At 42.4% G+C, this 24,351-nt stretch carries 27 protein-coding genes, 1 tRNA gene and 1 pseudogene; 2 read left to right on the top strand and 27 right to left on the bottom strand.

Annotation, left to right across the window (positions count from 1 at the left end; translation table 11 throughout):
* Positions 1 to 20: 20 nt before the first annotated feature.
* The 3 genes from QFZ72_RS04335 to rpoN all read right to left on the bottom strand — a co-directional run bounded on the left by QFZ72_RS04335 (position 21) and on the right by rpoN (position 2,761).
* Positions 21 to 1,049, bottom strand: coding sequence for a sugar-binding transcriptional regulator (locus tag QFZ72_RS04335; RefSeq protein ID WP_307429881.1), 1,029 nt, complete (start codon positions 1,047 to 1,049; stop codon positions 21 to 23).
* Positions 1,050 to 1,169: 120 nt separating this feature from the next.
* On the bottom strand, positions 1,170 to 1,427 hold the full coding sequence (locus tag QFZ72_RS04330; protein ID WP_307429878.1) for a glutaredoxin family protein: 258 nt from the start codon (positions 1,425 to 1,427) through the stop codon (positions 1,170 to 1,172).
* Between the two features lie 14 nt (positions 1,428 to 1,441).
* Positions 1,442 to 2,761, bottom strand: a complete 1,320-nt coding sequence (rpoN, locus tag QFZ72_RS04325; protein ID WP_307429875.1) for an RNA polymerase factor sigma-54 — start codon at positions 2,759 to 2,761, stop codon at positions 1,442 to 1,444.
* 78 nt (positions 2,762 to 2,839) lie between these two features.
* On the opposite strand from rpoN, the gene yvfG reads away from it, so the two are divergent.
* Positions 2,840 to 3,055: a protein YvfG gene (gene yvfG / locus QFZ72_RS04320; protein WP_252202474.1), complete on the top strand. Its 216-nt coding sequence runs from the start codon at positions 2,840 to 2,842 to the stop codon at positions 3,053 to 3,055.
* Positions 3,056 to 3,273: 218 nt separating this feature from the next.
* Here yvfG and QFZ72_RS04315 read toward each other — a convergent pair whose 3' ends face one another.
* The 3 genes and pseudogenes from QFZ72_RS04315 to QFZ72_RS04305 form a co-directional block, all read right to left on the bottom strand.
* Entirely contained in the window at positions 3,274 to 3,420 is a 147-nt protein-coding gene (locus tag QFZ72_RS04315) for a hypothetical protein (RefSeq protein WP_307429870.1), read from the bottom strand.
* A gap of 51 nt (positions 3,421 to 3,471) precedes the next feature.
* Positions 3,472 to 3,825, bottom strand: a pseudogene (locus QFZ72_RS04310) (peptidoglycan recognition protein family protein); the annotation flags it as partial.
* Between the two features lie 508 nt (positions 3,826 to 4,333).
* Positions 4,334 to 4,409: transfer RNA gene (locus QFZ72_RS04305), tRNA-Arg, on the bottom strand.
* Between the two features lie 480 nt (positions 4,410 to 4,889).
* On the opposite strand from QFZ72_RS04305, the gene clpP reads away from it, so the two are divergent.
* Entirely contained in the window at positions 4,890 to 5,489 is a 600-nt protein-coding gene (clpP, locus tag QFZ72_RS04300) for an ATP-dependent Clp endopeptidase proteolytic subunit ClpP (protein WP_307429867.1), read from the top strand.
* A 334-nt stretch (positions 5,490 to 5,823) separates the two neighbouring features.
* Here clpP and QFZ72_RS04295 read toward each other — a convergent pair whose 3' ends face one another.
* From QFZ72_RS04295 to QFZ72_RS04195, 21 genes are all read right to left on the bottom strand, one after another.
* On the bottom strand, positions 5,824 to 6,081 hold the full coding sequence (locus QFZ72_RS04295) for an HPr family phosphocarrier protein (protein WP_133312653.1): 258 nt from the start codon (positions 6,079 to 6,081) through the stop codon (positions 5,824 to 5,826).
* A gap of 25 nt (positions 6,082 to 6,106) precedes the next feature.
* Entirely contained in the window at positions 6,107 to 7,057 is a 951-nt protein-coding gene (whiA, locus tag QFZ72_RS04290) for a DNA-binding protein WhiA (RefSeq protein WP_307429861.1), read from the bottom strand.
* Between the two features lie 52 nt (positions 7,058 to 7,109).
* Positions 7,110 to 8,069 carry a gluconeogenesis factor YvcK family protein gene (locus QFZ72_RS04285; RefSeq protein WP_307429858.1) on the bottom strand — a complete coding sequence of 320 codons (960 nt, stop codon included), beginning with the start codon at positions 8,067 to 8,069 and terminating at the stop codon, positions 7,110 to 7,112.
* Positions 8,070 to 8,957 carry an RNase adapter RapZ gene (gene rapZ, locus QFZ72_RS04280; RefSeq protein ID WP_307429855.1) on the bottom strand — a complete coding sequence of 296 codons (888 nt, stop codon included), beginning with the start codon at positions 8,955 to 8,957 and terminating at the stop codon, positions 8,070 to 8,072.
* 53 nt (positions 8,958 to 9,010) lie between these two features.
* Complete coding sequence (locus QFZ72_RS04275) at positions 9,011 to 9,469, bottom strand: 8-oxo-dGTP diphosphatase (protein ID WP_223438291.1); 459 nt, start codon at positions 9,467 to 9,469, stop codon at positions 9,011 to 9,013.
* Positions 9,470 to 9,808: 339 nt separating this feature from the next.
* Positions 9,809 to 10,759 (bottom strand): thioredoxin-disulfide reductase, encoded by a 951-nt coding sequence (trxB, locus tag QFZ72_RS04270; RefSeq protein ID WP_307429848.1) that lies wholly within the window; start codon positions 10,757 to 10,759, stop codon positions 9,809 to 9,811.
* Between the two features lie 103 nt (positions 10,760 to 10,862).
* Positions 10,863 to 12,332: a tetratricopeptide repeat protein gene (locus QFZ72_RS04265; protein ID WP_307429845.1), complete on the bottom strand. Its 1,470-nt coding sequence runs from the start codon at positions 12,330 to 12,332 to the stop codon at positions 10,863 to 10,865.
* Between the two features lie 637 nt (positions 12,333 to 12,969).
* Positions 12,970 to 13,602 carry a bifunctional phosphoribosyl-AMP cyclohydrolase/phosphoribosyl-ATP diphosphatase HisIE gene (gene hisIE / locus QFZ72_RS04260; RefSeq protein ID WP_307429843.1) on the bottom strand — a complete coding sequence of 211 codons (633 nt, stop codon included), beginning with the start codon at positions 13,600 to 13,602 and terminating at the stop codon, positions 12,970 to 12,972.
* The gene (gene hisF / locus QFZ72_RS04255; RefSeq protein ID WP_307429840.1) at positions 13,599 to 14,357 is read right to left on the bottom strand and encodes an imidazole glycerol phosphate synthase subunit HisF; all 759 of its coding nucleotides are present in this window, start codon (positions 14,355 to 14,357) and stop codon (positions 13,599 to 13,601) included. Before hisF ends, hisIE begins: the two co-directional genes overlap by 4 nt.
* Positions 14,354 to 15,091, bottom strand: coding sequence for a 1-(5-phosphoribosyl)-5-[(5-phosphoribosylamino)methylideneamino]imidazole-4-carboxamide isomerase (gene hisA / locus QFZ72_RS04250; protein WP_307429837.1), 738 nt, complete (start codon positions 15,089 to 15,091; stop codon positions 14,354 to 14,356). The genes hisF and hisA overlap by 4 nt, the downstream gene beginning before the upstream one ends.
* Positions 15,088 to 15,723 (bottom strand): imidazole glycerol phosphate synthase subunit HisH, encoded by a 636-nt coding sequence (gene hisH, locus QFZ72_RS04245; RefSeq protein WP_307429834.1) that lies wholly within the window; start codon positions 15,721 to 15,723, stop codon positions 15,088 to 15,090. Before hisH ends, hisA begins: the two co-directional genes overlap by 4 nt.
* Complete coding sequence (hisB, locus tag QFZ72_RS04240; protein WP_307429832.1) at positions 15,724 to 16,311, bottom strand: imidazoleglycerol-phosphate dehydratase HisB; 588 nt, start codon at positions 16,309 to 16,311, stop codon at positions 15,724 to 15,726. It lies immediately after the preceding gene.
* Between the two features lie 12 nt (positions 16,312 to 16,323).
* On the bottom strand, positions 16,324 to 17,592 hold the full coding sequence (gene hisD, locus QFZ72_RS04235; protein WP_307429828.1) for a histidinol dehydrogenase: 1,269 nt from the start codon (positions 17,590 to 17,592) through the stop codon (positions 16,324 to 16,326).
* Positions 17,582 to 18,229, bottom strand: coding sequence for an ATP phosphoribosyltransferase (hisG, locus tag QFZ72_RS04230; protein WP_307429826.1), 648 nt, complete (start codon positions 18,227 to 18,229; stop codon positions 17,582 to 17,584). Before hisG ends, hisD begins: the two co-directional genes overlap by 11 nt.
* The gene (locus QFZ72_RS04225; protein WP_307439580.1) at positions 18,222 to 19,397 is read right to left on the bottom strand and encodes an ATP phosphoribosyltransferase regulatory subunit; all 1,176 of its coding nucleotides are present in this window, start codon (positions 19,395 to 19,397) and stop codon (positions 18,222 to 18,224) included. The genes hisG and QFZ72_RS04225 overlap by 8 nt, the downstream gene beginning before the upstream one ends.
* A 744-nt stretch (positions 19,398 to 20,141) precedes the next feature.
* Entirely contained in the window at positions 20,142 to 20,663 is a 522-nt protein-coding gene (locus QFZ72_RS04220; RefSeq protein ID WP_307429823.1) for an acyltransferase, read from the bottom strand.
* A gap of 2 nt (positions 20,664 to 20,665) precedes the next feature.
* Positions 20,666 to 21,307 carry a pyrophosphatase PpaX gene (ppaX, locus tag QFZ72_RS04215; RefSeq protein WP_307429820.1) on the bottom strand — a complete coding sequence of 214 codons (642 nt, stop codon included), beginning with the start codon at positions 21,305 to 21,307 and terminating at the stop codon, positions 20,666 to 20,668.
* On the bottom strand, positions 21,297 to 22,247 hold the full coding sequence (locus QFZ72_RS04210; RefSeq protein WP_307429818.1) for a nucleoside recognition domain-containing protein: 951 nt from the start codon (positions 22,245 to 22,247) through the stop codon (positions 21,297 to 21,299). The genes ppaX and QFZ72_RS04210 overlap by 11 nt, the downstream gene beginning before the upstream one ends.
* Before the next feature lie 4 nt (positions 22,248 to 22,251).
* Positions 22,252 to 23,070 carry a prolipoprotein diacylglyceryl transferase gene (lgt, locus tag QFZ72_RS04205; RefSeq protein ID WP_307429815.1) on the bottom strand — a complete coding sequence of 273 codons (819 nt, stop codon included), beginning with the start codon at positions 23,068 to 23,070 and terminating at the stop codon, positions 22,252 to 22,254.
* A gap of 25 nt (positions 23,071 to 23,095) precedes the next feature.
* A complete protein-coding gene (gene hprK / locus QFZ72_RS04200; RefSeq protein ID WP_307429812.1) occupies positions 23,096 to 24,031 on the bottom strand; it encodes an HPr(Ser) kinase/phosphatase in 936 nt (311 codons plus the stop codon).
* Positions 24,004 to 24,270: a hypothetical protein gene (locus tag QFZ72_RS04195; RefSeq protein WP_307429809.1), complete on the bottom strand. Its 267-nt coding sequence runs from the start codon at positions 24,268 to 24,270 to the stop codon at positions 24,004 to 24,006. The genes hprK and QFZ72_RS04195 overlap by 28 nt, the downstream gene beginning before the upstream one ends.
* Between the last annotated feature and the right edge of the window lie 81 nt (positions 24,271 to 24,351).

The following is a 24,351-nucleotide window of genomic DNA, read 5'->3' as shown; positions in this document are numbered from 1 at the left end:
TTTTTTTGTAGCTATTATAATCAGGGATTAAGATCCCTTATTAACTCTTTCGCGGCCCCTTCATCCGTTATAAGAATGGAATCGGCTGCCTGCCTCAGGTATGCCCGGATGGCTTTTGCTTTTGAAGCTCCGCCTGCCACTGCAATAACATCCTGAATCTTTTCTAAGTCGTTAAGCTGCATCCCTACTGTCTGCACCTTGTGAACGACTTCTCCTTCTTGATTGAAATAATACCCGAACGCTTCTGCTACCGCCTGACCCTGCTCTATCTTTATGTAGTCTTCTGGCAGTGTTTTTCGGCGTTCCGCCATTGTCTTAGCGTCTCCTATTCCATGAACAACCATACTTGAGGATTTAATGAGCATAAGCAGCTCTTTAATCGACGGTTCTTCAATAATAGAGAGATAGGCTTCCTTGCTTAACTGATCTGGAACGTGCAGAAGACGGTAGTTTCCCATCGCCCTCTCAGCCATTTTTGCGCAGATTGTGTTGGCCTGGTTTTCTACATTTTCTCCAAGGCCGCCTCTGGCAGGTACATACAGCTGTTCGCGATTTTTACTGTCCGGCGTCATCATTTCAGCGACAGCGGCAATGGTTGTTCCTCCAGTGACAGCGACGATATTTTCCCCTGTAAGCCGCTCTTTTATGCATGCGACACAGGCTCTGCCCATTTCTTTCTTAACCCATGAGAACTGATCGCTGTCTCCGGATACGACGATGACGTTTTTAAGATTTAAACGTTCCTTTAATGTATTTTCCAAAAACGTTAAACCTAAAACATCTTTCATCGTTTCTTCGAGAATACTTAACAGAGATGATCCTTCCTTCGTTAACATCATGCCAGAGGAAAAAATATCGATCAAATTTTGATCTTTCAAAAATTGAACTTCCCCTCTTAAAACCCGCTCACTGATCCCGAGACTAGATGAAAGACTTCGACGTCCGATTGGCTGCATTAGTCGTATATACTGAAGGATCTGATAACGTTTTTGCATAACTTGAAGCAGATCAGGCAATAATTTTTTTTGGACTTCTATAATTGACCTCATGTACAAATTCCCTTTCAAGAACATACGGGACGAAAAGTGTCCCTCTATGACGTAATATGTCCCACTATACCTAAAAAAAATCATCCCTGCTATATTTTCATTTTAGCAGGGTGAAAATGCTTATTCAACTATTCTTTCTTGCTTTTTATCAAGTAACCGCTTTCTTATAAAATCTTTTTTAATTTTGCCGTATCCAAGCACCAAACCTCCATATTCAACGACAGGAATCATGAGCTGATACTTTTCAAGCAGGGTATCATCACTGTAAATATCAACAACTTCGATTTCTATATTCATGTCGTTTTTCAGCTTTTCAAGTTCCTCTAAAGCTTCAACACAGAGAGGACAGCTGTTTCTTGAATACATTTTTAAAAGCATTATTTTTACACATCCTAATATCGTTTTCTTGCAGAAGAAGAGGCAATCCCTAACTGATCTCTGTATTTGGCCACCGTTCTTCTTGAGACATCAATTTGATGTTCCTCTGCGAGTTTTGTGACAATTTTCTGATCAGACAGCGGTGCAAGTTTATCTTCCTTTTCAATCATTTGTTCTATGATTGTTTTAACAGTGGAAGCAGTAATGTCCTGCGAGGATTGTTCTAATCCATTTGAGAAAAAATACTTCAGCTCATAAAGCCCATGAGGAGTCTGAACATACTTCTCCCTCACTGTCCGGCTGACAGTTGATTCATGAACTTCAATTGCATCAGCGACAGTCTTTAATGTCAGCGGTTTCATAAACAATTCGCCTTTTTCGAAAAAGTCAGCCTGCCTCCGCACAATTTCTTTCATCACTTTCATCATTGTCTCTTTCCGCTGATTCAGCGTCTTAATCAGCCATCTGCATTGATTGAGCTTTGAAGACAGATATTGCTTCACATCTGCATCTTCTATAGAAGAATAATTAGATTTATAGGCAGAGTTAACGGCGACTTTAGGTGAAATGTCATCATTGTACATGACTTGCCATTCCCCGTGAACCTTGGCCACTGTCAGTTCAGGAACAATATAGCTGTCATGAACGTGATGATAGGCAAGCCCAGGGCGCGGATGCAGCGTTTTTATAAAATCCTGGACACTTTGAATTTCTTTTAAATCAAACTTTGTTCTTTTCGCAAGCTCTTTCCATGATTTTTCCGCGAATAAGTAGAAATAGTCGTTCACAATTAATTCGGCTGTTTTATTTCGTTTCGGCAGCCTTGCGAGCTGAATCGAAATGCATTCCTGCAGATTTCTCGCCCCTACTCCTGCCGGGTCAAGCTTCTGTAATACGGTTAGCTGCTGATTTAGCTCTTCAGCACTGATGCTGAATTTTTCAGAAAGTACACTAAGATCTCCCTCTATGTACCCGTTAGGATCAAGAGCCTGTATCAGGATATGAAGAGCTCGTTTTTCTGATGCAGTCAGCTTCATCCCGAGCAGCTGGGCCTCTAAATGCTGCTGCAGGGTTGTGCCAATGCTTGATACGTTTTCAATCAAGTCCGTGTTCTTTGATGAACTTGTCATTTTTGTCCGTGATGAGGTATGATACAATACGCCTGAATCAGGCTTCTCTTTTAATTCGATGAGGGGATTTTCAAGGGTAAGGTCCTCTATATAGGAGGCAAGCTCCATAGAAGAGTATTGAAGAAGAGTAATTGCTTGCTTTAATTCTTGAGTCATATTGAGTTTTAATGATTGCTCTTGAAATAAACCGACTTTCATATCCATAGTTCGTTCCCCCTGCTTCTCATTTTACACGAAAACGGTCCATCATTGTATGGAAAGAACTTCAAAGGAGAGATATCAATGAGTGAATTATTTTCAGTGCCCTACTTTGAGCAAAATTTTAAAGAGCACATTAAACAGAATGAAGGTCAAGTTCCGAAGCTTGATGCCATGAACCGTTATTATCGATCTGTCGTTTCAGCGCTGGTTCAGGATCAGCTTACAAAAAACTCAGTGGTCTTAAAACGGATTCAGAATTTGGATGAGGCGTACAATACGATTAAATCTGAAAAATAATTGAAAAATTTACCTGTTCACAAAAAACGTGACATGCTTTAAAATAAGAATTGTTGAGTCGTCAAGCACGGCAATATACACTTCTTGTCCAGTGCGGCTTACTGGACTCTTACATATTATTTCTGTTTCCATTCAATCATGCCCCGCCAGGTTAACTTGGCAGGGCTTTTTTTATTGGATTGGCATTTAAAGTCCGCGTCAATATCTGTCTAGATCGTCTAAAAACACTTTTCTACCGAACCCCGGTTTCCCTTTCGTATAATGGTCACATCTACCTCAGTGCCTGTTTCCTGCTTTGGCGGCTCTACTTTAATAGGCGTTCCGCTGCTGCCCCATGCATCATAATAAACACGCACATCACTCATAAATTTTCCCCATGTCACACCATGTTCTCTGAACCAGCTGCCCGGATCCGATCTTCTGCGTGGATCAAGTGTACTGTGGGCAACTATTTTTGTCGAAGGGTTTAAATTGAACCTGCGGCAAAGGTACGCGTGGTACCATACATACCGGTCATAGGCTTTAATGAAATCTCCAGTGCGGCAGAGCTCAACTGCAATAGCTGCGTCATTTGCATCATAACCGAAGAGCTGATAATATTCAGGGTTCCGATATAGATTGTGCCACGCTTTTTCATCTAATGGGATGATCTCAAGAATTTTGCCATCACCTATAAACGTATGAGCAGATGCACTCGGCTGAGAGTTGTTAAAATAATTAAAGTGATCGTCAGCATCAGCCGAGTTATTTGCCGTTTCGTGAGAGACTATAAATAGAGGTCAAGTCAGTTTTTCCCCTGAACGTGCATTTCCAAGACGGATATATTTGATATTTTTGAGAAACACTCAATGCTTATCACCCCTTATTATAGTAAATGAGAAAGAGACGCCTTTTGGAAAGGCGCCTCTCTTGGGTCATTCGTCTATTTTTAAGGAATCTATAATAGAATCTAGCATTCAAAATAGCAGAGCTATTTGCTCAGCTCCATTTCTGACAAATGAGCTTTTGTGTTGGAGCTTGTACCGGTCAACTCAGTCCGTATAGGCGTCCTGCTAATCTTTGACGGCCGCACAGAAAGTCTTTTTAGCATAAACCGCTGTTTTATTAGCATAAATTCCATTTGTTCTAGCCGATTTTCCGCTTTTTTAGCTATTTTCAATTATTGATTAGCCGGCGAATTGTGGGTTTAACCATTTTTGTGATTAGCTCAATTGAAAGAGCCTCCAACAAAAAAAGAAAGAGCTGGTTTAATTAAAAACCAGCTCTTTCTATAAGTGACGCGCTCGAAGGGATTCGAACCCCCGACAGACGTGGTACCGGAAACCACCGCTCTATCCAACTGAGCTACGAGCGCATATAAAAATTTATTAGTCAGTAGCGCTATTATACGATAAAAACTACCTATGTATCAAGCGGTATTTTTATTCTGCAGGCTGAAAGGACTAAACTCCTGAAGAAAACGGGGGATTTCTAAGATATAAAGCGCTGAACCAAATAGGGTGATCATTAAAAAATGCTTTCCTTTTATCAGCTGCCGAACGGAAATATAAAGGATATTTTAAAGTGCCTGCCGAATACTTATGTTACAGCCTGCTTGGGAAAGACCACTATTGAAGTTCTATCATACGCAGAAAAAATGAGGCATGAAACAGCTTCACTCAACCGTTTGAAAGAAAGAATAATTGGGTAACATGGTTACAGTCAGCAACTGCTGCATATATTATAAGCTGCAAGAAAAAGCATCAAAGAACAGCGTTTCGTTTGACCTTTATTGACCATAGTTGTATGATGAGAGTACATAAAATTTACCTTTATTTAAAAGGAGGAAAATACGATGAATTTAATACCTACAGTTATTGAACAAACGAACCGCGGTGAACGTGCATACGATATTTACTCACGTCTTTTAAAAGACCGCATTATCATGCTTGGAAGCGGGATTGACGATAACGTGGCAAACTCAATTGTCTCCCAGCTTTTGTTCTTAGAAGCTGAAGATCCAGAGAAAGACATCTCAATCTACATTAACAGCCCTGGCGGTTCTATTACAGCCGGTATGGCGATTTTCGATACAATGCAGTTTATTAAACCACAAGTATCAACTATCTGCATCGGTATGGCCGCGTCAATGGGAGCATTCCTCCTTGCAGCCGGTGCAAAAGGCAAACGCTATGCCCTTCCAAACAGTGAAGTTATGATTCATCAGCCTCTTGGCGGAGCTCAAGGACAGGCAACTGAAATTGAGATCGCTGCAAAACGCATCTTGTTCTTGCGTGATAAGCTGAATCAAATTCTTGCTGACCGTACTGGCCAGCCAATGGAAGTGATCGCTCGCGATACAGACCGTGACAACTTCATGACGGCAGAACGTGCACTTGAGTACGGCTTGATTGATAAAGTGATGACTCGCAATACACTGCCTGATAATAAATAATAAGATACAGCAGAACGGCCTTAGGCCGTTCTGTTTTTTTGTTTTCTTCTTAGTAAATTGGCTTTTCCAATAGACTTGAGGCATGATTTCCAAATCGTGGATTTTACTTTCCAGAATCCTCTTTTTACTAAAGAAAATCCGTAAAACACTTTCCAGATTGAGCGAAATCCTCCTTTTTTCCTGCTGTAAGCTGATTTACTTTCCAAATAGTGACTTTTACTTTCCGAAATATCCTTTTTACTAGCGAAAACCCGTAAAATACTTTACAAAGTCAGCGAAATACTTTCTGTTTTCCAAATACCTCCTAATCAAAAAAAACGGCCAAAGGCCGTTTTTAAGCTTCTTGCTTCACATATTGAGATAAAACCTCTAATGCTTCTGACTCGTCATGGCCTTCTGCGATAAGAGTAACCACTGAGCCAGTGCTGATTGCAAGACTCATTAACCCCATGATGCTCTTCGCGTTCACTTTTTTCCCGTCTTTTTCTAAAAAGATGTCTGATGAATAACGATTAGCCTCTTGTACAAAAAGTGCTGCTGGACGGGCTTGTAAGCCTGTCTTTAAACGAACTTCGACCTGTTTCTCAACCATATGAATCCCCTCTTCTTTCCCCTTTTTATTTGATCGTTACTGGCTGGCCATTTCTTAGTTGTTCTGCAATCTCGTCAAGTTTTCTCAGACGGTGATTAATGCCTGACTTGCTGATTTTGCCGCTTGATACCATTTCACCCAGTTCTTTAAGCGTAACATCCTGATACTCTACCCGAAGACGTGCAATTTCACTTAATTTGTCGGGCAGTGCTTCAAGACCCATTTTTTCATCGATAAATTTTATATTCTCGACTTGGCGTATGGCTGCACCAATTGTTTTGTTTAAGTTAGCGGTTTCACAATTGACGAGGCGGTTAACGGAATTTCTCATATCGCGGACAATCCGCACATCTTCAAAGCGCAGGAGTGCCTGATGACCGCCTATAATGCTGAGAAAATCAGATATTTTCTCGGCTTCCTTCAAATAGGTAATGTATCCTTTTTTCCGTTCGAGTGTTTTGCTGTTCAAATGGAAGGAATTCATTAATTCACATAGAGAGTCATTGTGCTCTTTATATAATGAAAAAATTTCTAAGTGATAGGATGAAGTCTCCGGATTATTGACAGAACCTCCTGCCAAAAAGGCACCTCTTATATAGGATCGCTTGCAGCATTTCTTTCTGACAAGCTCCTCGGAAATACTTCTCTCAAACGTAAAATTTTCTCCGAGGATGCCCAGATCCTCTAATATTTCACGAGCTTTTTCTATCAGCCGAACGATGTAGACGTTATTCTTTTTCAAACGCATTTTCTTCCGCACAAGCAGCTCGACAGAAACGTCATACTGCTTTTTTAAGAGAGTATATATTCTTCTAGCTATTGCTGCATTTTCGGTTTGAATGTCCAAAATTATTTTTCGATTCGAAAAAGAAAGAGAGCCGTTCATTCGGATGAGTGCAGATAACTCTGCTTTTAAACAACAGGCTTTAGACTCTATGTTGGTTAATTCTTTTTTTGTTTCAGAAGCAAAGGACATCTCTCTGCACCCTCCAATCCTTATGAATGCATTCGTTTGCACTCTTTATTTTTTATGTGATCATATCATACAGCAGCTTGGCAACTTTAACCGTATCATGGCGGATGACGTTATTTTCGTAGGAAACAATCTTATCATGAACGATCTCCAGTCCCAAATCCCGCAATGCTTCAATATCATAATAGACCGGTTTAGCCAGTTCCTCTGCATATAATGCTTTCATCATATCAGGAATTTCTTCATCATTCACTAATATTGTATCGATGAACGTGCATTTCATATGTTCATTCAATGCTTTTACATGATCGCTTGCAGTAAAATCAAGGGTTTCCCCTGCCTGAGTCATCACATTGCAAATATAAACCTTTTTTGCTTTTGCCTTGCAAACCTCATCACCAATTTTAGGAACGAGAAGATTAGGAAGAATACTCGTATATAAGCTTCCCGGACCGAGAAGAATTAAGTCAGCCTGCCGAATCACTTCGATCGTCTCTTCAAGAGGCTCAATGGACTCGGGTGATAAAAAGACGCGTTTAATCTTCTTGCCGGAGTAAGGTATTTTTGATTCTCCTGAAACAATCGTTCCATCTTCCATTTCAGCATGAAGGACGACGCTTCGATTTGCAGCAGGCAGAACTTTTCCACGCACATTAAGGACTTTGCTCATTTCCCTCACGGCATGGAAAAAGTCTCCAGTAATATTCGTCATCGCTGCCAAGATAAGATTTCCAAGAGAATGTCCTGTGAGACTATTTCCTTTATTAAACCTGTGCTGAAATAAATCTTCTACTAACGGCTCTACATCTGAAAGCGCAGCTAACACATTGCGTATGTCACCTGGAGGCGGAATTTGGAGTTCGTCACGGAGCCGGCCTGAGCTCCCGCCATCATCTGCAACTGTAACAATTGCTGTAATATCAACAGGGTATACTTTTAACCCCCGCAAGAGTACAGACAATCCGGTACCTCCGCCGATTATGACAACCTTTGGCCTATTTGCAGTATCAGTCATTTAATGACGGCTTCTGCGCTCAATATCACGATGTGATACGTGCGTCTGATAGTCATTTTTGTAGTGCTTCGCAATGTATTCCGCCAATGTAACCGACCGGTGCTGGCCACCTGTGCATCCTATTGCAATGACAAGCTGGCTTTTTCCTTCTCTTTTATAGTAAGGCAGCATGAAGGTAAGCAAATCCAGTACCTTTTCTAAAAACTTCTGAGTCTCTGTCCATTTTAGAACATACGAGGAAACTTCCTCTTCAAGTCCTGTTTTCGGTCTCATATGATCAATATAATGCGGATTCGGCAAGAATCTGACATCGAATACTAAATCAGCATCGATCGGCACTCCGTATTTAAAACCGAACGAGAGCACATTTACAGAGAAGGTATGCTCAGCATCTTCCGCAAACTGCATCAGTATTTTTTCTCTGAGTTCGCGGGGCTTCAATTCAGATGTGTCAAAAATCATCTGAGAACGGCCTTTCAGCTCCTCCAGCAATTCTCTTTCGTTTTTAATGCCTTCTAAAGGCAAGCCTGTTGTGGCTAATGGATGGGACCTGCGTGTTTCCTTGTATCGAGTAACAAGGGTAGCATCCTTAGCATCCAGAAAAAGAATTTGAGGATTTATCCAAGTCTTTTCCGCCATATCATCCAGCGCCTGAAACAGGCTTTCAAAAAATTCGCGTCCCCGCAAATCCATTACCAGTGCAACTTTGTTCATTTTAGAGCCGGATTCCTTCATCAGCTCAAGAAACTTCGGAAGCAAATTAGGCGGCAGGTTATCTACACAAAAATAACCAAGATCTTCAAAGCTTTGAATGGCAACCGTTTTGCCTGCTCCTGACATGCCTGTAATAATCACCATCTTTATATCCTGAACACTGCCTGTACTCATGCAGATTGCCTCCTTTCTCTTTACCCGCGCTTTTATATTAATGAATGGATCGTTTACTGCGGATCTAACCGATATGCCAGCAGTTCGAAATCAGGTGTGTAAGTAAAGGTGCCATATATCAGACCGGCACCTTTCATCATAAACTCAAGAATATGATGATCGCCCGGAGCCATCGGAAGGTCACTGACCTCTTCTAAAGAATGCCACTTAAGCTTTCCTTCCTCAGACTCTGCCACATTCTCACCTGTAAATTCCGTAGCAAAAAACGTAAACATCATCCACTCTGAAACAATTTCATTTCCATCTTTAATAATAAAAGTGAAGATCCCTTTAATTTTTGGGTTTTTTAAATATATGCCTGTTTCTTCGCGATATTCTCGAATGACAGTGTCTTTAATCGATTCACCCTGCTCCATTTTTCCGCCAGGCGCCACCCACCATCCTCTTCTCGGTTTTTGCAGGAGAAGAATTTTATTGTCCTGTACTAAAACGCAATTCGTTACTCTTTGCAAAAGTCTTTCACCTCTGGATTCGTTCGGGTAGTCTTAACATATTTTCTCACTTTTTATTATACTATTTCAAAGACAACCTCACAATGAACGGAGGCTACGGACAGACTTATTTTTTAAAGGAATGTCTATGAGGTTTATATACGTGTAAGCCCTGAAAAAAGTTTCAAAGAAAAATGAACAAAAAAAAGGAGTACGGGAAAGGGCGCCCGTACTCAAAAGTTTATTTATAAAAGGGGGTCAATTACTATTTATATAGTACCCCATTATTATTTCAGTGATGTTACAGGATAGTTAAAACCGAGTTACGTTTTTGTTAACAGTTTAAAGCATGACCGAAAATCAATTGGCAGCTTTCATTTTTTCCATTAATTCTTCTACAAAATGCTGAGCACTTTGTGCTGCAATCGAGCCATCGCCTGTAGCTGTTACGATTTGACGCAATGATTTTTCGCGGATATCGCCTGCAGCAAAGATGCCAGGCACCTTCGTTTCCATGTGCTCATTCGTTTCGATATATCCGTTTTCGTTTGTAATGCCAATAGAAGCAAACGGTTTTGACAGAGGAAGCATTCCGATATAAATAAATACTCCGTCCGCACTCATTTCAGTCTCTCCGCCTGTTTGAGTGTTTACAAGGGTTGCACTGCCGACCTTGCCGTCTTTTTCATTGATTTCTTTAATCGTATGATTCCAGATGAAATCTACTTTATCATTATCAAACGCGCGCTGCTGAAGAATTTTTTGGGCACGAAGCTCATCGCGTCTGTGAACAATTGTCACTTTTGATGCGAAACGGGTTAAATACACGCCTTCTTCTACTGCAGAGTCGCCTCCGCCAATAACGATCAGCTCTTTGTTTTTAAAGAATGCGCCGTCACATACTGCACAGTAAGAAACTCCGCGGCCGCCCAGTTCCTTTTCGCCCGGAACGCCGATTTTCTTGTACTCGGCACCAGTTGAAATAATGACAGAACGCGCTTTGTATTGTTTGCTTCCGGCAACAACTGTTTTGTACTCTTCGCCGTCGATAATTTCTTTTATATCTCCGTATGCATATTCAGCACCGAATTTTTTCGCATGATCAAACATTTTTGTTGATAAGTCAGGTCCAAGAATATGGTCAAAACCAGGATAGTTTTCAACGTCCTCTGTATTGGCCATTTGTCCTCCAGGAACACCGCGCTCAATCATTAAAGTTGAGAGGTTTGCTCTGGATGTATAAACAGCTGCTGTCATTCCGGCAGGACCTGCACCAGCGATAATGACATCATAAATTTTCTCTTCAGACACACTACATCACTCCTTGCGTTCGCAGCAATTGATCATTTTCGGGATCTTGTGTTACCCCTACTCTTATCCTATAAGAGATAAGTGCTTCATGCCATTTTTTTGCTCACGTCCATAAATTCTTGATGAAAGCTGAATACTTTGAAAGAGTTTTACCTGATATGGAGTATTGTTCAGCAAGCTCTGTCTGCGTCACTTTATATCCATTTTCTTTTTTCCACACGTATTCCAGTGCGCAAGCCCATGCAAGGTGGTTTTTAAGCGGCATCTCTTCTCTTTTTGCTTTTAAAGCTGTTTTAAAGAAAAACAAATAAAGTCCTTCATTCATGGTTTTATTGTTTTCAAACAGGACTTGCGCTGCCTGGTAGGTGAACTTTGATTTCTCAGAGACACTTTTTTTAATCTCTCCATTAACATGCGCAATTGCAAGATCCATAAACTCTCTTTCGAAGACTGATTGAGGAACTTTTGCTGATTGAAAGAATTGAATCTGATCAAGCTGCTTTGTTTCAGCCGCTAAAAAGATCGCAAGCAGACGCTCTTCAATCGGCATCGTCATTGGACGTACCGCCGTCTTCTTCTCCGACGACCACGGTTCTGAACCGGCTTTTTCAGGATTTATTTCAATCACACGATCCCAGCTGGTTCTGGCAAGCTCTTCTTTTCCGGTAAAATAAGCGGAATATGAAAGCCAGTAATAGAAGGTATCATCACCGTCAAAACCTTGTCTATAAATGGCTCTGAGCCATTTAAAGGCAAGCTCATATTGCCCGACCAATGCAAAAGTCGCACCAAGCTTATAGCGGTGTTCAAAAAGAATAGGATAGATGTGTCCAAGTCTTTGCGCCAATTCTTCTACTTTATCATCCTGCCGTTCGTAGTAGTAGAACACAAGCAAATTGCAAAGAGCATGGAGGTTGCCCGGATTTTTGTCGAGCACCATATCTAAATAATCTTTCGCCTGCTGAACGTCGCCCATGTAAAAGTAGGCTAACGACAAGTTGTTGTAAGCTGACCAGAATTCCGGAAAATCCGTGACGATTTCTTTTAACAAGGAAATGGCCTCTTCTAATTTCCCATTTTCCAGAAGGGATTTTGCTGCATCCTGCTTAACAATCAGTTCATCTGAATCTAAAAAGGGATCCTCTTCATCTGCCCCTTCAATTGTGAGCAAATCAAGGAGATCTTCTGTTTCTTCGATGAACTCGCCATTCGGCTCTTTTGACTGATATTGGGTCGCGCATTTGTAGGCTTCATGAAAGAGACCTAAATGTGCGTAATTATTCGCCATAAAGTAATGGCATTCCGTTAAATCTTTATCAATATTCTTGATAATGTATGTTAAAAGCTCATTAGATTGCTGGTATTTTCCAAGCTCGGTATAGATAGCTGCAAGCTGGCTAAGCATGACAATCTGATTCGGCTCAAGCTGAATCGCACGCTGAATCCACTTGCTCGCTCTTAAAAGATCGCGTTCCCGATAGGCTTTCATGCCCTTACGGTAAAAGTACTGTCCGTCTTGGAAGAAAGGGACAATCTGCGCTTTTTGCTGAGTGTTACTCGATTGTTTTCCCACTGAAATCCTCCATTTCTTTACTTCTGCCGTAGGTTAGTATACCACATCGGGGAAGTTCAACAATAGGAATGGTAAAAATTATTAAACCGTTTTACAAAACAAGAATATCGCCTTATGAACATGGTCTAAGCTTAGGCAAAATGGAAGTGCGGCAAACAGAATTGATGGAAATATTTGAGCGCTTGAAGAAAAGGAGTTTTTGCTGGATCTATGAGGACCCAGATTGTTTTTTTCTGTACAGAGATGCAAGTTTTTGAGGTTATTAAATAGGAGGGAATTGGCAGAGCTATTGAATAGCGAGCACAAATAAGGCCAACAAAGTTTTTCCTCTTTCCCCATCAGCCATTAAACCCTAAATACTCAATTGCATCGAGTAAAAGACTGATCAGAAGTTGGCATGGAAAATCTACGTGCACATTTTTCTGGGTGGAAAACGTTTTTCTGCTCCATTCCGCCTCTTTGATGCACTTTTTTCAAGGGGGAGATCATTTTTCTGCTCCATTCCACCTCTTTGACGCACGTTTTTCAGGGTGAAAGCCATTTTCATGCTCCATTCAGCCGCTTTGATGCACTTTTTTTAGGGCAGAGTTGGTTTTTTTGATCCTAAGAAAAAGCCCTCAAAATGAGGACTCTTCCACTATTCTTTCGGTAAATGACGCTCTTCCAATACATTTAGCACTTCATCAAGCGGAAGTTTTTGTTCACGGAGCAGCACCATTAAGTGGAACAATAGATCAGCAGCTTCCCATTTTAGTTCATCCGCATCGCGGTTCTTGGCTGCGATGATGACTTCTGATGCTTCCTCTCCAACTTTTTTCAGGATTTTATCGACGCCTTCTGTAAACAGGTACGTTGTATAAGAGCCTTCAGGCATTTCTGCTTCACGTTCTGCGATCAATTTTTCCAGTGTGTTCAGGATTTCAAAGCGTTCGGCAGGGGCTTGCCCGGAATCGCCAAACACGTTTTCTGAAAAACAAGAGTACGAGCCAGTATGACACGCAGGGCCGGCAGGTTTCACCAATACAAGCAGAGCATCCTGATCGCAATCGTATTTTAACCCAACAACCTCCTGGGTATTGCCTGAAGTTGCCCCTTTGTTCCAAAGCTCCTGTCTGGAGCGGCTGTAAAACCATGTTTCTCTCGTTTCAATTGTTTTTTGCAGAGATTCCTCATTCATATAGGCCAGAGTAAGAACTTCTTTGCTGACTGCATCCTGAACGATTGCAGGGACTAAGCCATTTTGATCAAACTTTACCGATTGCAGATTCATCTGACATTCACTCCCTGCGTTTTTAAGTAATCTTTCACTTCTTTTACTGACGTCTCTTTATAGTGAAAAATAGAAGCTGCAAGGGCAGCATCCGCTTTTCCTTTTAAGAATGCCTCTGTGAAGTGTTCAGCGTTCCCTGCACCTCCTGAAGCAATAACAGGAACGGAAACTGCTTCGCTTACCATTTTATTTAAAGCAAGGTCGAATCCGCTTTTTTCACCGTCGCTGTTCATGCTTGTGAGCAGAATTTCGCCTGCGCCGCGCTTAACTGCTTCTCTGGCCCAGTCTGTCACTTCCCACTCTGTTTCTTTTCTTCCGCCATGTGTGTACACCATATATTTGCCGGTTTCTTCAGTAAATCTTGCATCAATAGCTACAACCATGCATTGGGAACCAAAGAATCGCGCCCCCTCTGAAATCAGTTCAGGGCGCATCACTGCTGATGTATTGACAGAAACTTTGTCAGCACCTGCACGAAGAATTTTTTTCATATCGGTAAGCGAATTGATGCCGCCTCCCACTGTAAATGGGATCGCAAGCTGCGCTGCAACACGTTCAACCACATCCACCATTGTTTTTCTGCCTTCGTGAGAAGCAGATATATCTAAAAAGACGAGCTCATCTGCGCCCTCTTTGTCATAAAAGGTTGCAAGCTCAACAGGATCCCCTGCATCTCGCAGCCCCAAAAATTGAATGCCTTTTACTACCCTTCCGTCTTTTACATCAAGACAAGGAATGATCCGTTTTGTAATCATGCGAGCTCCACCTCTTCTAAGGCTTGGGCAAGATCGAATTGATTTGTGTAGAGCGCTTTTCCTACAATTGCCCCTGCCACTCCTTCTTTTTGAAAAGCAGCAAGCTTCACTAAATCGTCCAGAGAGCTGACTCCGCCAGATGCGATTACTTCTTTGCCGGTAGCCCCCGCCATTTCGCGGACAGCGTCAACATTAGGTCCGGATAACATGCCGTCTGTTGCAATATCAGTGAATATAAACACTTCAGCACCTGCTGCAGCAAGCTCCACACCAAGATCAGCAGCCTTTACTGTTGACGTCTCAATCCACCCTTCAGTTGAAACATAGCCATCCTTTGCATCAATTCCGATCGCTATTTTACTGCCATATTTCGCAAGCATTTTTTTCACGAAATCAGGATTAGAGATTGCAGAGCTTCCCAGGATAACGCGGGATATCCCATTTGAAAGATAATACTCTACGTCTTCCTCCGTACGGATTCCTCCGCCTATCTGCACTTTTACATTCAGCTTTTCCGCTACTTCGAGAACATGTTTGTGATTAACTCTTTTGCCGGCTTTAGCTCCATCCAAATCAACCATGTGAATCCATTTTGCCCCTTTATCAGCAAACACTTTTGCCATCTCGTAAGGTGAGTCGCCGTAAATTGTTTCTTTTGCATAATCGCCTTGTATTAGACGGACACATTTTCCTCCGCGCATATCGATTGCCGGATATATGATAAATTCACTCATGATTTCTCCTTCTCTTCAACAATTTTGACAAAGTTCCTCAGAATGCCAATTCCTAAATGACTGCTTTTTTCGGGATGAAATTGTGTCCCGAATATATTTTTCTCACCAACAACTGCAGGAACATCGACGCCATAGTCGGCACTTGCAATCACGGTGCTGCTCTTTTCAGCCTTCACATAGTAAGAATGCACAAAATAGGAGTAGCCTTCTTCAAGACCTTCAAGAAGATCGCTCTGCTGGTGCATGCGTAATCGATTCCAGCCCATGTGCGGCACTTTCAGCTGTTCTTTTTTCATAAGATCTTCCGGAAAATGCACGACATTCCCTTTTAAAAGGGTCAGTCCTTCTGTTAAACCATTTTCCTCACTCGAATCAAATAATAATTGCATCCCTAAACAAATACCAAGCAGCGGCTTCCCCTCACTTGCGATTTTCTGAATATAGTCCGTTAACTTTGTTTCATTTAAAATCGCCATTGCATCCTTAAAGGAGCCGACACCAGGAAGAATATAGCCATCCGCATTTTCAAGCTCTTCCGGATTTTCTGAAATGAAATAGCTAATATTCAAGCGCTCAAGCGCTTTGCTGACGCTGTACAAATTCCCCATGCCATAATCAATTATTCCGATCATTTATAACATTCCCTTCGTAGACGGGACTCCTTTAATCCGAGGATCAATCGTTGATGCCTCGTCAAGCGCTCTGCCTAAAGCTTTGAAAACCGCTTCAATCATATGGTGAGTATTGCGGCCGTAATGGACAATGACATGCAGGTTGATCCGTGCTTCAAGAGCAAACTTCCAAAGAAATTCATGGACAAGCTCCGTATCAAAGTTTCCTACTGTAGGACTTGGAAACTCGCCTTTCAATTCAAAGTGCGGACGGTTGCTTAAATCAACTACTACCTGGGCAAGGGCTTCATCCATAGGAACCATTGCCTGACCATAGCGCTTAATTCCTCTTTTATCGCCTAATGCTTCTCTGAATGCCTGTCCAAGACAAATGCCGATATCTTCTGTCGTATGATGGCCATCAATCTCCGTATCTCCAATAGCCGCAACAGATAGATTAAATTGGCCATGCTTCGTAAACAGATCAAGCATGTGTGTCATAAAGGGCACGCCTGTATTTAATTCAGAAATCCCTTCTCCGTCAATTGAAAGAGACAGAGAGATATCCGTTTCGTTAGTTGTTCTTTGCAGACTTGATGATCTTTCCATTATCAGTACCTCCTATTTTAAGCGCTCTTCAACGGCGCGTGCATGTGCTTCTAAGCCTTCTAAACGTGCGAATGCTGCAATCTTATGTGCTGAGTGCTGAAATGCTTGTTTACTGTATGAAATAATGCTGGATTTTTTCACAAAATCATCGACGTTCAGCGGACTTGAAAAACGGGCTGTGCCATTTGTAGGGAGCACATGATTCGGCCCTGCAAAATAGTCCCCGACAGGCTCTGAGCTATATCTTCCGAGGAAAATAGCGCCTGCGTGTCTAATGCTGTTCAGCAGCTCCATTGGATTTTCTGTTAACACCTCAAGATGCTCCGGTGCGAGCTCGTTCACGGCGTTAATGGCTTCATTCAGTGACTCTGCCACATAAATAAATCCGAACTGCTCAATCGAAGGGCCTGCTATCTCTTTTCTCGGAAGAGTCTCAAGCTGACGCGTGACTTCTGTTGATACGGCTTCTGCAAGATCCATTGAATCTGTTACAAGTACGCTTGAAGCAAGAACATCATGTTCAGCCTGGGACAGCAGATCGGCTGCCACTTCATTTGCTTTCGCCGTCTCATCTGCTAAAACAACAATTTCACTTGGTCCGGCAATCATATCTATATCGACATCCCCAAATACTTCCCGCTTCGCAAGAGCCACATAGATATTTCCGGGACCAACAATTTTATCAACCGGCCTGATTGTTTCCGTTCCATATGCAAGTGCAGCAACCGCCTGGGCCCCGCCTGATTTGTAGATTTCCTCTATACCAAGCTCTTTTGCAGCAACAAGTACTCCTGCAGGCAGCGTACCTTTCCTGTTTGGAGGGGAAATCAGAACAATTCGCTTAACCCCTGCCGTTAGTGCAGGAATGACATTCATTAAAACGGATGAAGGATAAGCGGCAGTGCCTCCAGGTACATATACTCCAACAGCATCAAGAGGAGTGATCTTCTGTCCAAGCATCGTTCCGTCCTCTTTATATGTAATCCAGGACTCACGCTTTTGCTTTTCATGAAAAAAACGGATATTTTCTGCTGCTTCCCTGATAATCTCAACTAAGTCCGGATCAAGCTCCTGATAAGCTGCCTCCACTTCCGCTTCTGACACTCTCAGACTTGATAAACGGACAGAATCGAATTTTTCCGCATAGGCGAAAAGAGAAGCATCCCCTTTTTTCTTAACATCTCCAATGATGTTTTTAACAGCCTCTCTCTGCGCTTCTGTACCAGAGTCAATCGAACGCTTTAGAGAGGCAAAATTCCCTGATAATCTTTCAATTCTCATTCGCTTCTCCCTCCACAACTTCTGATAATCGGCTGACCAGTTCATCAATCTGGGCATCCTTCATTCGGTAGCTGACAGGATTGACAATGAGTCTTGAAGTAATGCTGCAAATTCTCTCAAGTTCAACCAGGCCGTTTTCTTTTAACGTTCTGCCCGTTGAAACAATATCGACAATACGGTCAGCTAGGCCAATTAATGGAGCAAGCTCAATCGAACCGTTCAGCTTGATGATTTCCACCTGTTCCCCCTGCTCGCGGAAATAAGAAGACGCCACACCTGGGTACTTTGTTGCAACCTTTGGGGCAACAACATCTGAGCCGCTCATGTTAGGCAAGCCAGCAACAGCCAAGTAGCAGTCACTTATTTTCAAATCCAGCACCTCATAAACATCACGCTCTTCCTCAAGCATGACATCTTTGCCGGCAATGCCAATGTCCGCAACCCCATGTTCAACATATGTTGTGACATCCATCGGCTTCGCTAAAATAAAGCGCATGTTTTCTGCAGGAACTTCTAAAATAAGCTTTCTTGACTCATCGAATTCAGGCGGCAGCTTATATCCTGCTTTTCTGAGCAAGTTTGCTGCTTCATCAAATATTCTTCCTTTCGGCATCGCAATTGTAAGCATATTACCCATCCTGCTCTTCCTTTCTCGATCCAATAAAATAAGCTACATCGGCAAACTGCTTTGTATAGGCATCTACATCATTTACACCGGATATATCCTGTAAAATTACTCTTTTCCCCTGTCCTCTAAGCTCAGCCGCAGACTTCAGAGCCTCTGTTCTTCTTTCCTGACTGTAAAGAACACAATGAATGTAAGGTGTCTCTTCCTGTTCTCCAAGAGATTCGATCAGCCTGTCTAACCGGATTCCAAAGCCCGTAGCCGCTGCAGGTGTATCAAATCGTTCGAAAAGCTGATTATAACGGCCGCCGTTTCCAAGAGGAAAGCCGACATTGCCTGCATAAACCTCAAATAAAACTCCTGTGTAGTAGCTCATATGACTGACAAGATTTAAATCCAGCTTTACGGATTCCAGCACCCCAAAATCCTGAAGATGCGACCACAGCTTGCCAAGTTCTGCAGCAGCCTCTTTTCCTTCCCTGCTTGAAACCAGGTCGGCAGCAACTGCAAGCTGATCCTCTCCGCCTCTCAGCTGCAAAAGCTGAAGCAGCCTTCCTTTATCAATAGACGACAGCGGCAATGACTTCACATGCTCGCGATAGCCGACATAATTCTTTTCATATAAGTATCTTCTTAAAACATCAGCCCGCTCCTGATTTCCGAGAATCTCTATAAATAAAGCGTCCGCGAAACCTATATGTCCGATTGCGACCTTAAAATCCTGTAGACCTGCCTCTTTAAGAACGGCAATCATAAGTGCAATAACCTCTGCATCTCCGCTTGTTGTTGCATCACCGATCAATTCAGTCCCAATTTGTTCAAATTCAGCAGGGCGTCCGCCTTCACGCTGCTGCGCACGGAACACATTCGCATCATAAGCAAGTCTGAGCGGATAATTTTCCTTATAAAATCTTGAAGCCGCTACCCTTGCTATTGGTGCTGTCATATCCGGTCTAAGAACCAGCGTGTGCCCTTCCTGATCAAGCAGCTTAAACAGCTGTCCTTCAAGAATCGCTGACTGAACACCTACCGTATCGTAAAATTCAAGCGTTGGCGTTTCAATAAATTGAAAGCCCCATTTCTCTATTGCACCCGTCATTTTTTGACGAAGCTGTTTTTTCGTTTCATACAATAATGGCAATGTATCTCTCATCCCGAGAGGTTTTTCAAACATAAACATGCTGACTTGCACCTCTTTCACAAAAAGTTCCGAATCCTTTAGTTCGCTAATATAGTAACATGCTACCAAAATAAAGACAGGTTCGCAAGTATGAATATTCCTTATCATTCTCTTTTTTTACCGAATTTCCTCTAAAAAGAAATGTTTAAACAAACGTTTGATTAGGTTTATTACGATGAAAAGCGGGTAAATAAAAATATTATTTCCCCCAATTAACATAGAAAACCGGCCAAGCAGTAGTTGGCCGGTCTTTTTTTCGGACTAATTTGTCCTGAGGTCTAAATGCTTGTGGCGAGTTAGAATGCTGTTTCGGAGAGTTAGAATGGATTATGAGCGAGTTAGAGAACTGTTTTGAAGAATTTGGAGCGGGATTCCGGCGAGCAGGATCATTTAGATATCAGCAGGATACTGAATTTTTACGCACGGATGGCTGCCTTGCGAGTTGAACAATTGGTTTCGAGAGTTGAAACAGAAAATTCGCGAGTTGGCAGTCTGTTTTTGTGAATTGGATGGCGTTTTTTGTGAGTAAGGTCATCTGGGATCCTGCTCGAAACAAAGATCCAATGGCCAAAGGCCGCTAGAAATAAGGCATTTCAAAGTGTTTTTAAAAATCTCATAATCCTGCTAAAAATATAAAGGTTTTCTCGTGTGAAATCATAAATTAACTCATCAAACTGCTTTTTCCGTAATGCCCAACTCAATTTCAACCGATTTGCAAGCTACAATAAAAAAAAGACATCAGCTTTAAAAGCTGGTGTCTTTTTCATTCCGCAAATCCATCTCTTCCTTTGAAAAAATAACTCTCATCGGATTTCCGCCTACAAAGGTTCCTGCCGGAACATCTTTATGGACGAGCGTGCCAGCTGAAACAATGGCTCCGTCTCCGATTTCAACACCCGGCAGAACAGTGGAATTGGCACCGATCATGACTTCGTCACCGATGACAATGTCACCAAGTCTATACTCGCGTATCAAATATTCATGCGCAAGCAGTGTCGTGTTGTAGCCAATCACCGTATTCCGGCCAACTATAATTTTTTCAGGAAACATCACATCTAGCATAACCATCAGGGCAAATGATGTGTGCTTCCCCACCTTCATTCCGAGAAAATTCCGGTACATCCAATTTTTCATTAAAAGAAATGGGGTGTAGCGAGCCAGCTGAATGACAATGAAGTTGCGGACGACCTTCCAAAATGGGACTGTTTTGTAAACATGCCAAAGTGAATTCGGGCCTTTAACAGGGTATCTCGTTGTTTTTCTCACACTTATTCCGCTCCAAGCACGTTCAGTAAATCACTCATCTTATTCAGCATGTAGTCAGGTTTAAAGCCTTCTAGATACTCCACGCCTTTAATTGTCCAAGCCACACCAGCCGTTTTGGTGCCTGCTGCTTTTCCGGAATCAATATCATGGTGGTTATCGCCGACCATAATCGCTTCCTCAGGAGAACTGTTCAGTTTTTCTAAAGCAAGCAGGACCGGTTCTGGATGCGGCTTTGCGTTTTTAACATCATCAAGCGTCACGACTGTTTCAAAAAACTGGCCAAGACCCGTGAGCTTAAGACCCATATTCACGGTATCACGTATTTTAGTTGTGACAATTCCAAGCTTATAGCCCTTTTCGTGCAGTGCCTGAACTGTTTCATAAACCGTTTCAAATTGAGTAACCAATTGATCGTGCTGATCATGATTAAACTTCCTGTAGGTGCTGATCATTTCATCAACACGAAGCGGGTCCATTTTTACAAACGTTTCATGAAGGGTAGGTCCGAGAAACGGCAGGACGTCCTCGCGTCCATATTGATTCGGATAATAAAGATTCAGCGTATGCAGGAAAGATTCTATGATTAAATCGTTTGTATTAATTAAAGTTCCATCCAAATCAAACAGTACGGTATTAATTCTCATAAGTTGCTTCCTTTCTTCTTGTATGTTCAAACCGGCTCCAAATCGCACCTACTGCCATTGTCAGAACGACCGCTGTTACAATCCTGATCAATAACAGAGGCAGAACCGGAATGCCAAGCGGCATGAAAATCAGGGTATCCTCCACCACAGCATGACAAGAGACGAGAAAAATAAAGGCGAGCGTTAAATCTTTATAGCTGACCCCGTCTTCTTCCGCTGCCTGAATCATGACCCCAGCTCCGTATGCAAGCCCTATCGTTAAACCGGCTACCATTGTCATGGAGGTGTTTTCATTCATTCCGAGCATCCTTGTAACAGGTGCCATCCATCTTGAAAAAACAGTTAAAAACCCTTTATCCTTAAGCACCTGGATGATGATCATCAGCGGGATCACAATTAAGGCGAGCTGCACAATGCCAAGACCTGCTTTCTGAACAGCACTTAAACCAATTTCAACATAGCCGATCGGATCGGCTGTATTTTTTGGAATAAACCCATACTGTGCCGTTTCCTGTCCGCCCTGCCATACTAGATTGATCATAATAGCAGAGCTGACCGCAAGCCCAATCCTTACAGCAAGAATGATCCAAAGCTTGATTCCCACCTTTGCAGCAACCGTTGATTCAATAATCAAGTTATGTGAGAACGATAGCATAACCGCTAAAATAAACACTTCCTTAACAGATAGATCAAGCGTCAGGATTGCTGCTATCCCGGCATACAAGTTCAGCATGTTCCCAAGTACCAGCGGAATGGCTGCTTCACCTGATAAACCGAAAATTCCCATGACCGGCTGAATAAGCTTGATCAGCCACGGGAGTACCGGTGTGTGCTGAAGAAGACTCACAATCAAGGTAACCGGAAAAATAACCTTGCCAAGCGTCCAAGTTGTTTGAAGCCCTGCCTGAAGTCCTTTTTTTAAACTATTAATCAGAAACATCCCCTTACTCGGCTGATTCTAAGTATCTTTCATTTGAATATCCTTTGACTCTCCTGATAATTAATACTGCAACCGCAATCGCAATTAATACTAGAGAAATAACTTGTGCAACCCGCAGCGATTCCGTCAGCATCAAGCTATCGGTACGCATACCTTCAATGAAAAAGCGTCCGACTGAATACCAGATGATGTAGGTGAGGAAAAGCTCTCCTCTGCGCAAATTGGCTTTTCTGAGAAGCATAAGTCCGGCAAAGCCTACAAGGCTCCACAGAGATTCATATAAAAACGTCGGGTGATAGTAAGCACCATTAATGTACATTTGATTGATGATGAACTCAGGCAGAAACAATCCTTCTAAAAATTGACGGGTTACCTCGCCGCCATGAGCTTCTTGGTTAATAAAGTTTCCCCAGCGGCCGATTGCCTGCCCAAGGATTATGCTCGGAGCTCCAATATCAGCAAGCTTCCAAAAAGAGATCCCTTTCACCTTTGCAAAGATATAGCCTGTTACAAATGCCCCAATTAAACCGCCATGAATAGCCAGGCCTCCGTTCCAGATCTTCACAATGTCCCCCGGGTTTTGAGAGTAATAATCCCACTGAAAAATCACATAATAAATACGCGCACAAATAATCGCGATTGGAATGGCAAACAGCACTAAATCTACAAACGTATCTTTATGAAGACCTCTCCGCTCACTTTCACGGACAGCAAGCCAAAGACCAAGCAAAGCTCCTATCCCGATAATCAAGCCATACCAATGCACCTGAATGGGTCCAAGCTCAAGAAAAATCGGATCGATAGGCGTAAAATTTTCCTCCATTGTCTCTATTCCCCCTTAACGATGATTATGCGTCGTCATGCTCAGTATCTGTTATGACATCTGTTAATTTATTTGTAAATTGCTCAGCTGCATTCAGACCCATGCGTTTTAATCTGAAGTTCATAGCCGCCACTTCAATGATGACCGCTAAGTTTCGTCCAGGGCGGACGGGAACGGTTAATTTAGGAACATCTGTGTCGATAATTTTCATTTTCTCTTCATCAAGGCCCAATCTGTCATATTGCTTCTTAGGATCCCAGATTTCAAGATCAATAATGAGGGTAATCCGTTTATAGCTGCGGACTGCGCCTGCTCCAAATAACGTCATCACATTTATGATGCCAAGTCCACGGATTTCTAAAAGATGCTCAATTAAGTCTGGTGCATTTCCGATCAATGTATCCTGATCCTCCTGGCGGATCTCGACACAGTCATCTGCAACTAAACGATGGCCGCGCTTTACAAGTTCAAGAGCCGTTTCACTTTTACCGACTCCGCTTTTCCCGACAATCAGCACTCCTACGCCGTAAACGTCTACTAGTACGCCGTGAACTGCAGTAGTGGGAGCAAGCTTTCCTTCTAAAAAGTTCGTCAGATGACTTGATAGACGGGTTGTTTTTAAAGGTGAACGAAGCAGCGGAACTGACTTTTCTTCTGAAGCGTCTGTTAACTCCTGCGGGATCTCCATTTCGCGTGAAACGATAATGGCCGGTGTTGAATCTGTACATAGCTGATCCATCCGGTTTCTCTTTTCCTCATCTGTCAGTTTTTGAAAAAACGTCAGCTCTGTTTTTCCGAGTATTTGCACGCGTTCTTTCGGGTAATATGTAAAAAAGCCAGCCATTTCAAGCCCCGGGCGGGACAAATCGCTTGTTGTGATGGGACGATTAATTCCTTCTTCCCCGCTGATCAGCTCTAAATGGAATTTTTCAATTAAATCTTTCGTTCGAACTTTTGCCATACTTCTGCTCCTCCTTTTTCAAGCTTTAAGAAAGTATATAATTTTGCGCTACGATGTCTAGCTCCATCGCCCAGCTCCTCGGCCAGTAAAGGCAAAAAGCGCCTTTTCTGGCGGATCCTTATCTGTCTGTCTGAGCTAACGGGCGCTTCCGCTTTTCTTATTAAAGGGGTACCAATAAAATCCTCTCTTATTTTAGCACTTTTACCTTTTAAACGGAAACGGGAATCCTTTCTCATCAATTTTAATCTTTCTTCCCTATTTTTTTAAAAACATAGGACAATCACCGCTACTCTATCGCACATACAGCAATATATTAGTAG

The sequence above is a fragment of the Bacillus sp. V2I10 genome (genome assembly GCF_030817055.1).
Classification (GTDB): domain Bacteria; phylum Bacillota; class Bacilli; order Bacillales; family Bacillaceae; genus Bacillus_P.
Note: the sequence above shows the minus strand (reverse complement) of the source record. Positions and strands in the feature narration are given on the sequence as shown.

Bases quoted from the DNA above. Each gene is read 5' to 3' on its own strand.
- QFZ72_RS04295 (WP_133312653.1), bottom strand. From the start codon at position 6,081: ATGGTTGAGAAACAGGTCGAAGTTCGTTTAAAGACAGGCTTACAAGCC.
- whiA (WP_307429861.1), bottom strand. From the start codon at position 7,057: ATGTCCTTTGCTTCTGAAACAAAAAAAGAATTAACCAACATAGAGTCT.
- QFZ72_RS04285 (WP_307429858.1), bottom strand. From the start codon at position 8,069: ATGACTGATACTGCAAATAGGCCAAAGGTTGTCATAATCGGCGGAGGT.
- hisA (WP_307429837.1), bottom strand. From the start codon at position 15,091: ATGAGTGAATTTATCATATATCCGGCAATCGATATGCGCGGAGGAAAA.
- hisD (WP_307429828.1), bottom strand. From the start codon at position 17,592: ATGAGAATTGAAAGATTATCAGGGAATTTTGCCTCTCTAAAGCGTTCG.
- QFZ72_RS04330 (WP_307429878.1), bottom strand. From the start codon at position 1,427: ATGCTTTTAAAAATGTATTCAAGAAACAGCTGTCCTCTCTGTGTTGAA.
- hisG (WP_307429826.1), bottom strand. From the start codon at position 18,229: ATGGGTAATATGCTTACAATTGCGATGCCGAAAGGAAGAATATTTGAT.
- QFZ72_RS04335 (WP_307429881.1), bottom strand. From the start codon at position 1,049: ATGAGGTCAATTATAGAAGTCCAAAAAAAATTATTGCCTGATCTGCTT.
- QFZ72_RS04315 (WP_307429870.1), bottom strand. From the start codon at position 3,420: ATGAGTGATGTGCGTGTTTATTATGATGCATGGGGCAGCAGCGGAACG.
- lgt (WP_307429815.1), bottom strand. From the start codon at position 23,070: ATGGAGGAAAATTTTACGCCTATCGATCCGATTTTTCTTGAGCTTGGA.
- hisB (WP_307429832.1), bottom strand. From the start codon at position 16,311: ATGGAAAGATCATCAAGTCTGCAAAGAACAACTAACGAAACGGATATC.
- hisF (WP_307429840.1), bottom strand. From the start codon at position 14,357: ATGATTACAAAACGGATCATTCCTTGTCTTGATGTAAAAGACGGAAGG.
- rpoN (WP_307429875.1), bottom strand. From the start codon at position 2,761: ATGGATATGAAAGTCGGTTTATTTCAAGAGCAATCATTAAAACTCAAT.
- hisH (WP_307429834.1), bottom strand. From the start codon at position 15,723: ATGATCGGAATAATTGATTATGGCATGGGGAATTTGTACAGCGTCAGC.
- yvfG (WP_252202474.1), top strand. From the start codon at position 2,840: ATGAGTGAATTATTTTCAGTGCCCTACTTTGAGCAAAATTTTAAAGAG.
- clpP (WP_307429867.1), top strand. From the start codon at position 4,890: ATGAATTTAATACCTACAGTTATTGAACAAACGAACCGCGGTGAACGT.
- QFZ72_RS04210 (WP_307429818.1), bottom strand. From the start codon at position 22,247: ATGTTTCTGATTAATAGTTTAAAAAAAGGACTTCAGGCAGGGCTTCAA.
- QFZ72_RS04225 (WP_307439580.1), bottom strand. From the start codon at position 19,397: ATGTTTATGTTTGAAAAACCTCTCGGGATGAGAGATACATTGCCATTA.
- ppaX (WP_307429820.1), bottom strand. From the start codon at position 21,307: ATGAGAATTAATACCGTACTGTTTGATTTGGATGGAACTTTAATTAAT.
- hisIE (WP_307429843.1), bottom strand. From the start codon at position 13,602: ATGAATCTGCAATCGGTAAAGTTTGATCAAAATGGCTTAGTCCCTGCA.
- rapZ (WP_307429855.1), bottom strand. From the start codon at position 8,957: ATGAGTACAGGCAGTGTTCAGGATATAAAGATGGTGATTATTACAGGC.
- hprK (WP_307429812.1), bottom strand. From the start codon at position 24,031: ATGGCAAAAGTTCGAACGAAAGATTTAATTGAAAAATTCCATTTAGAG.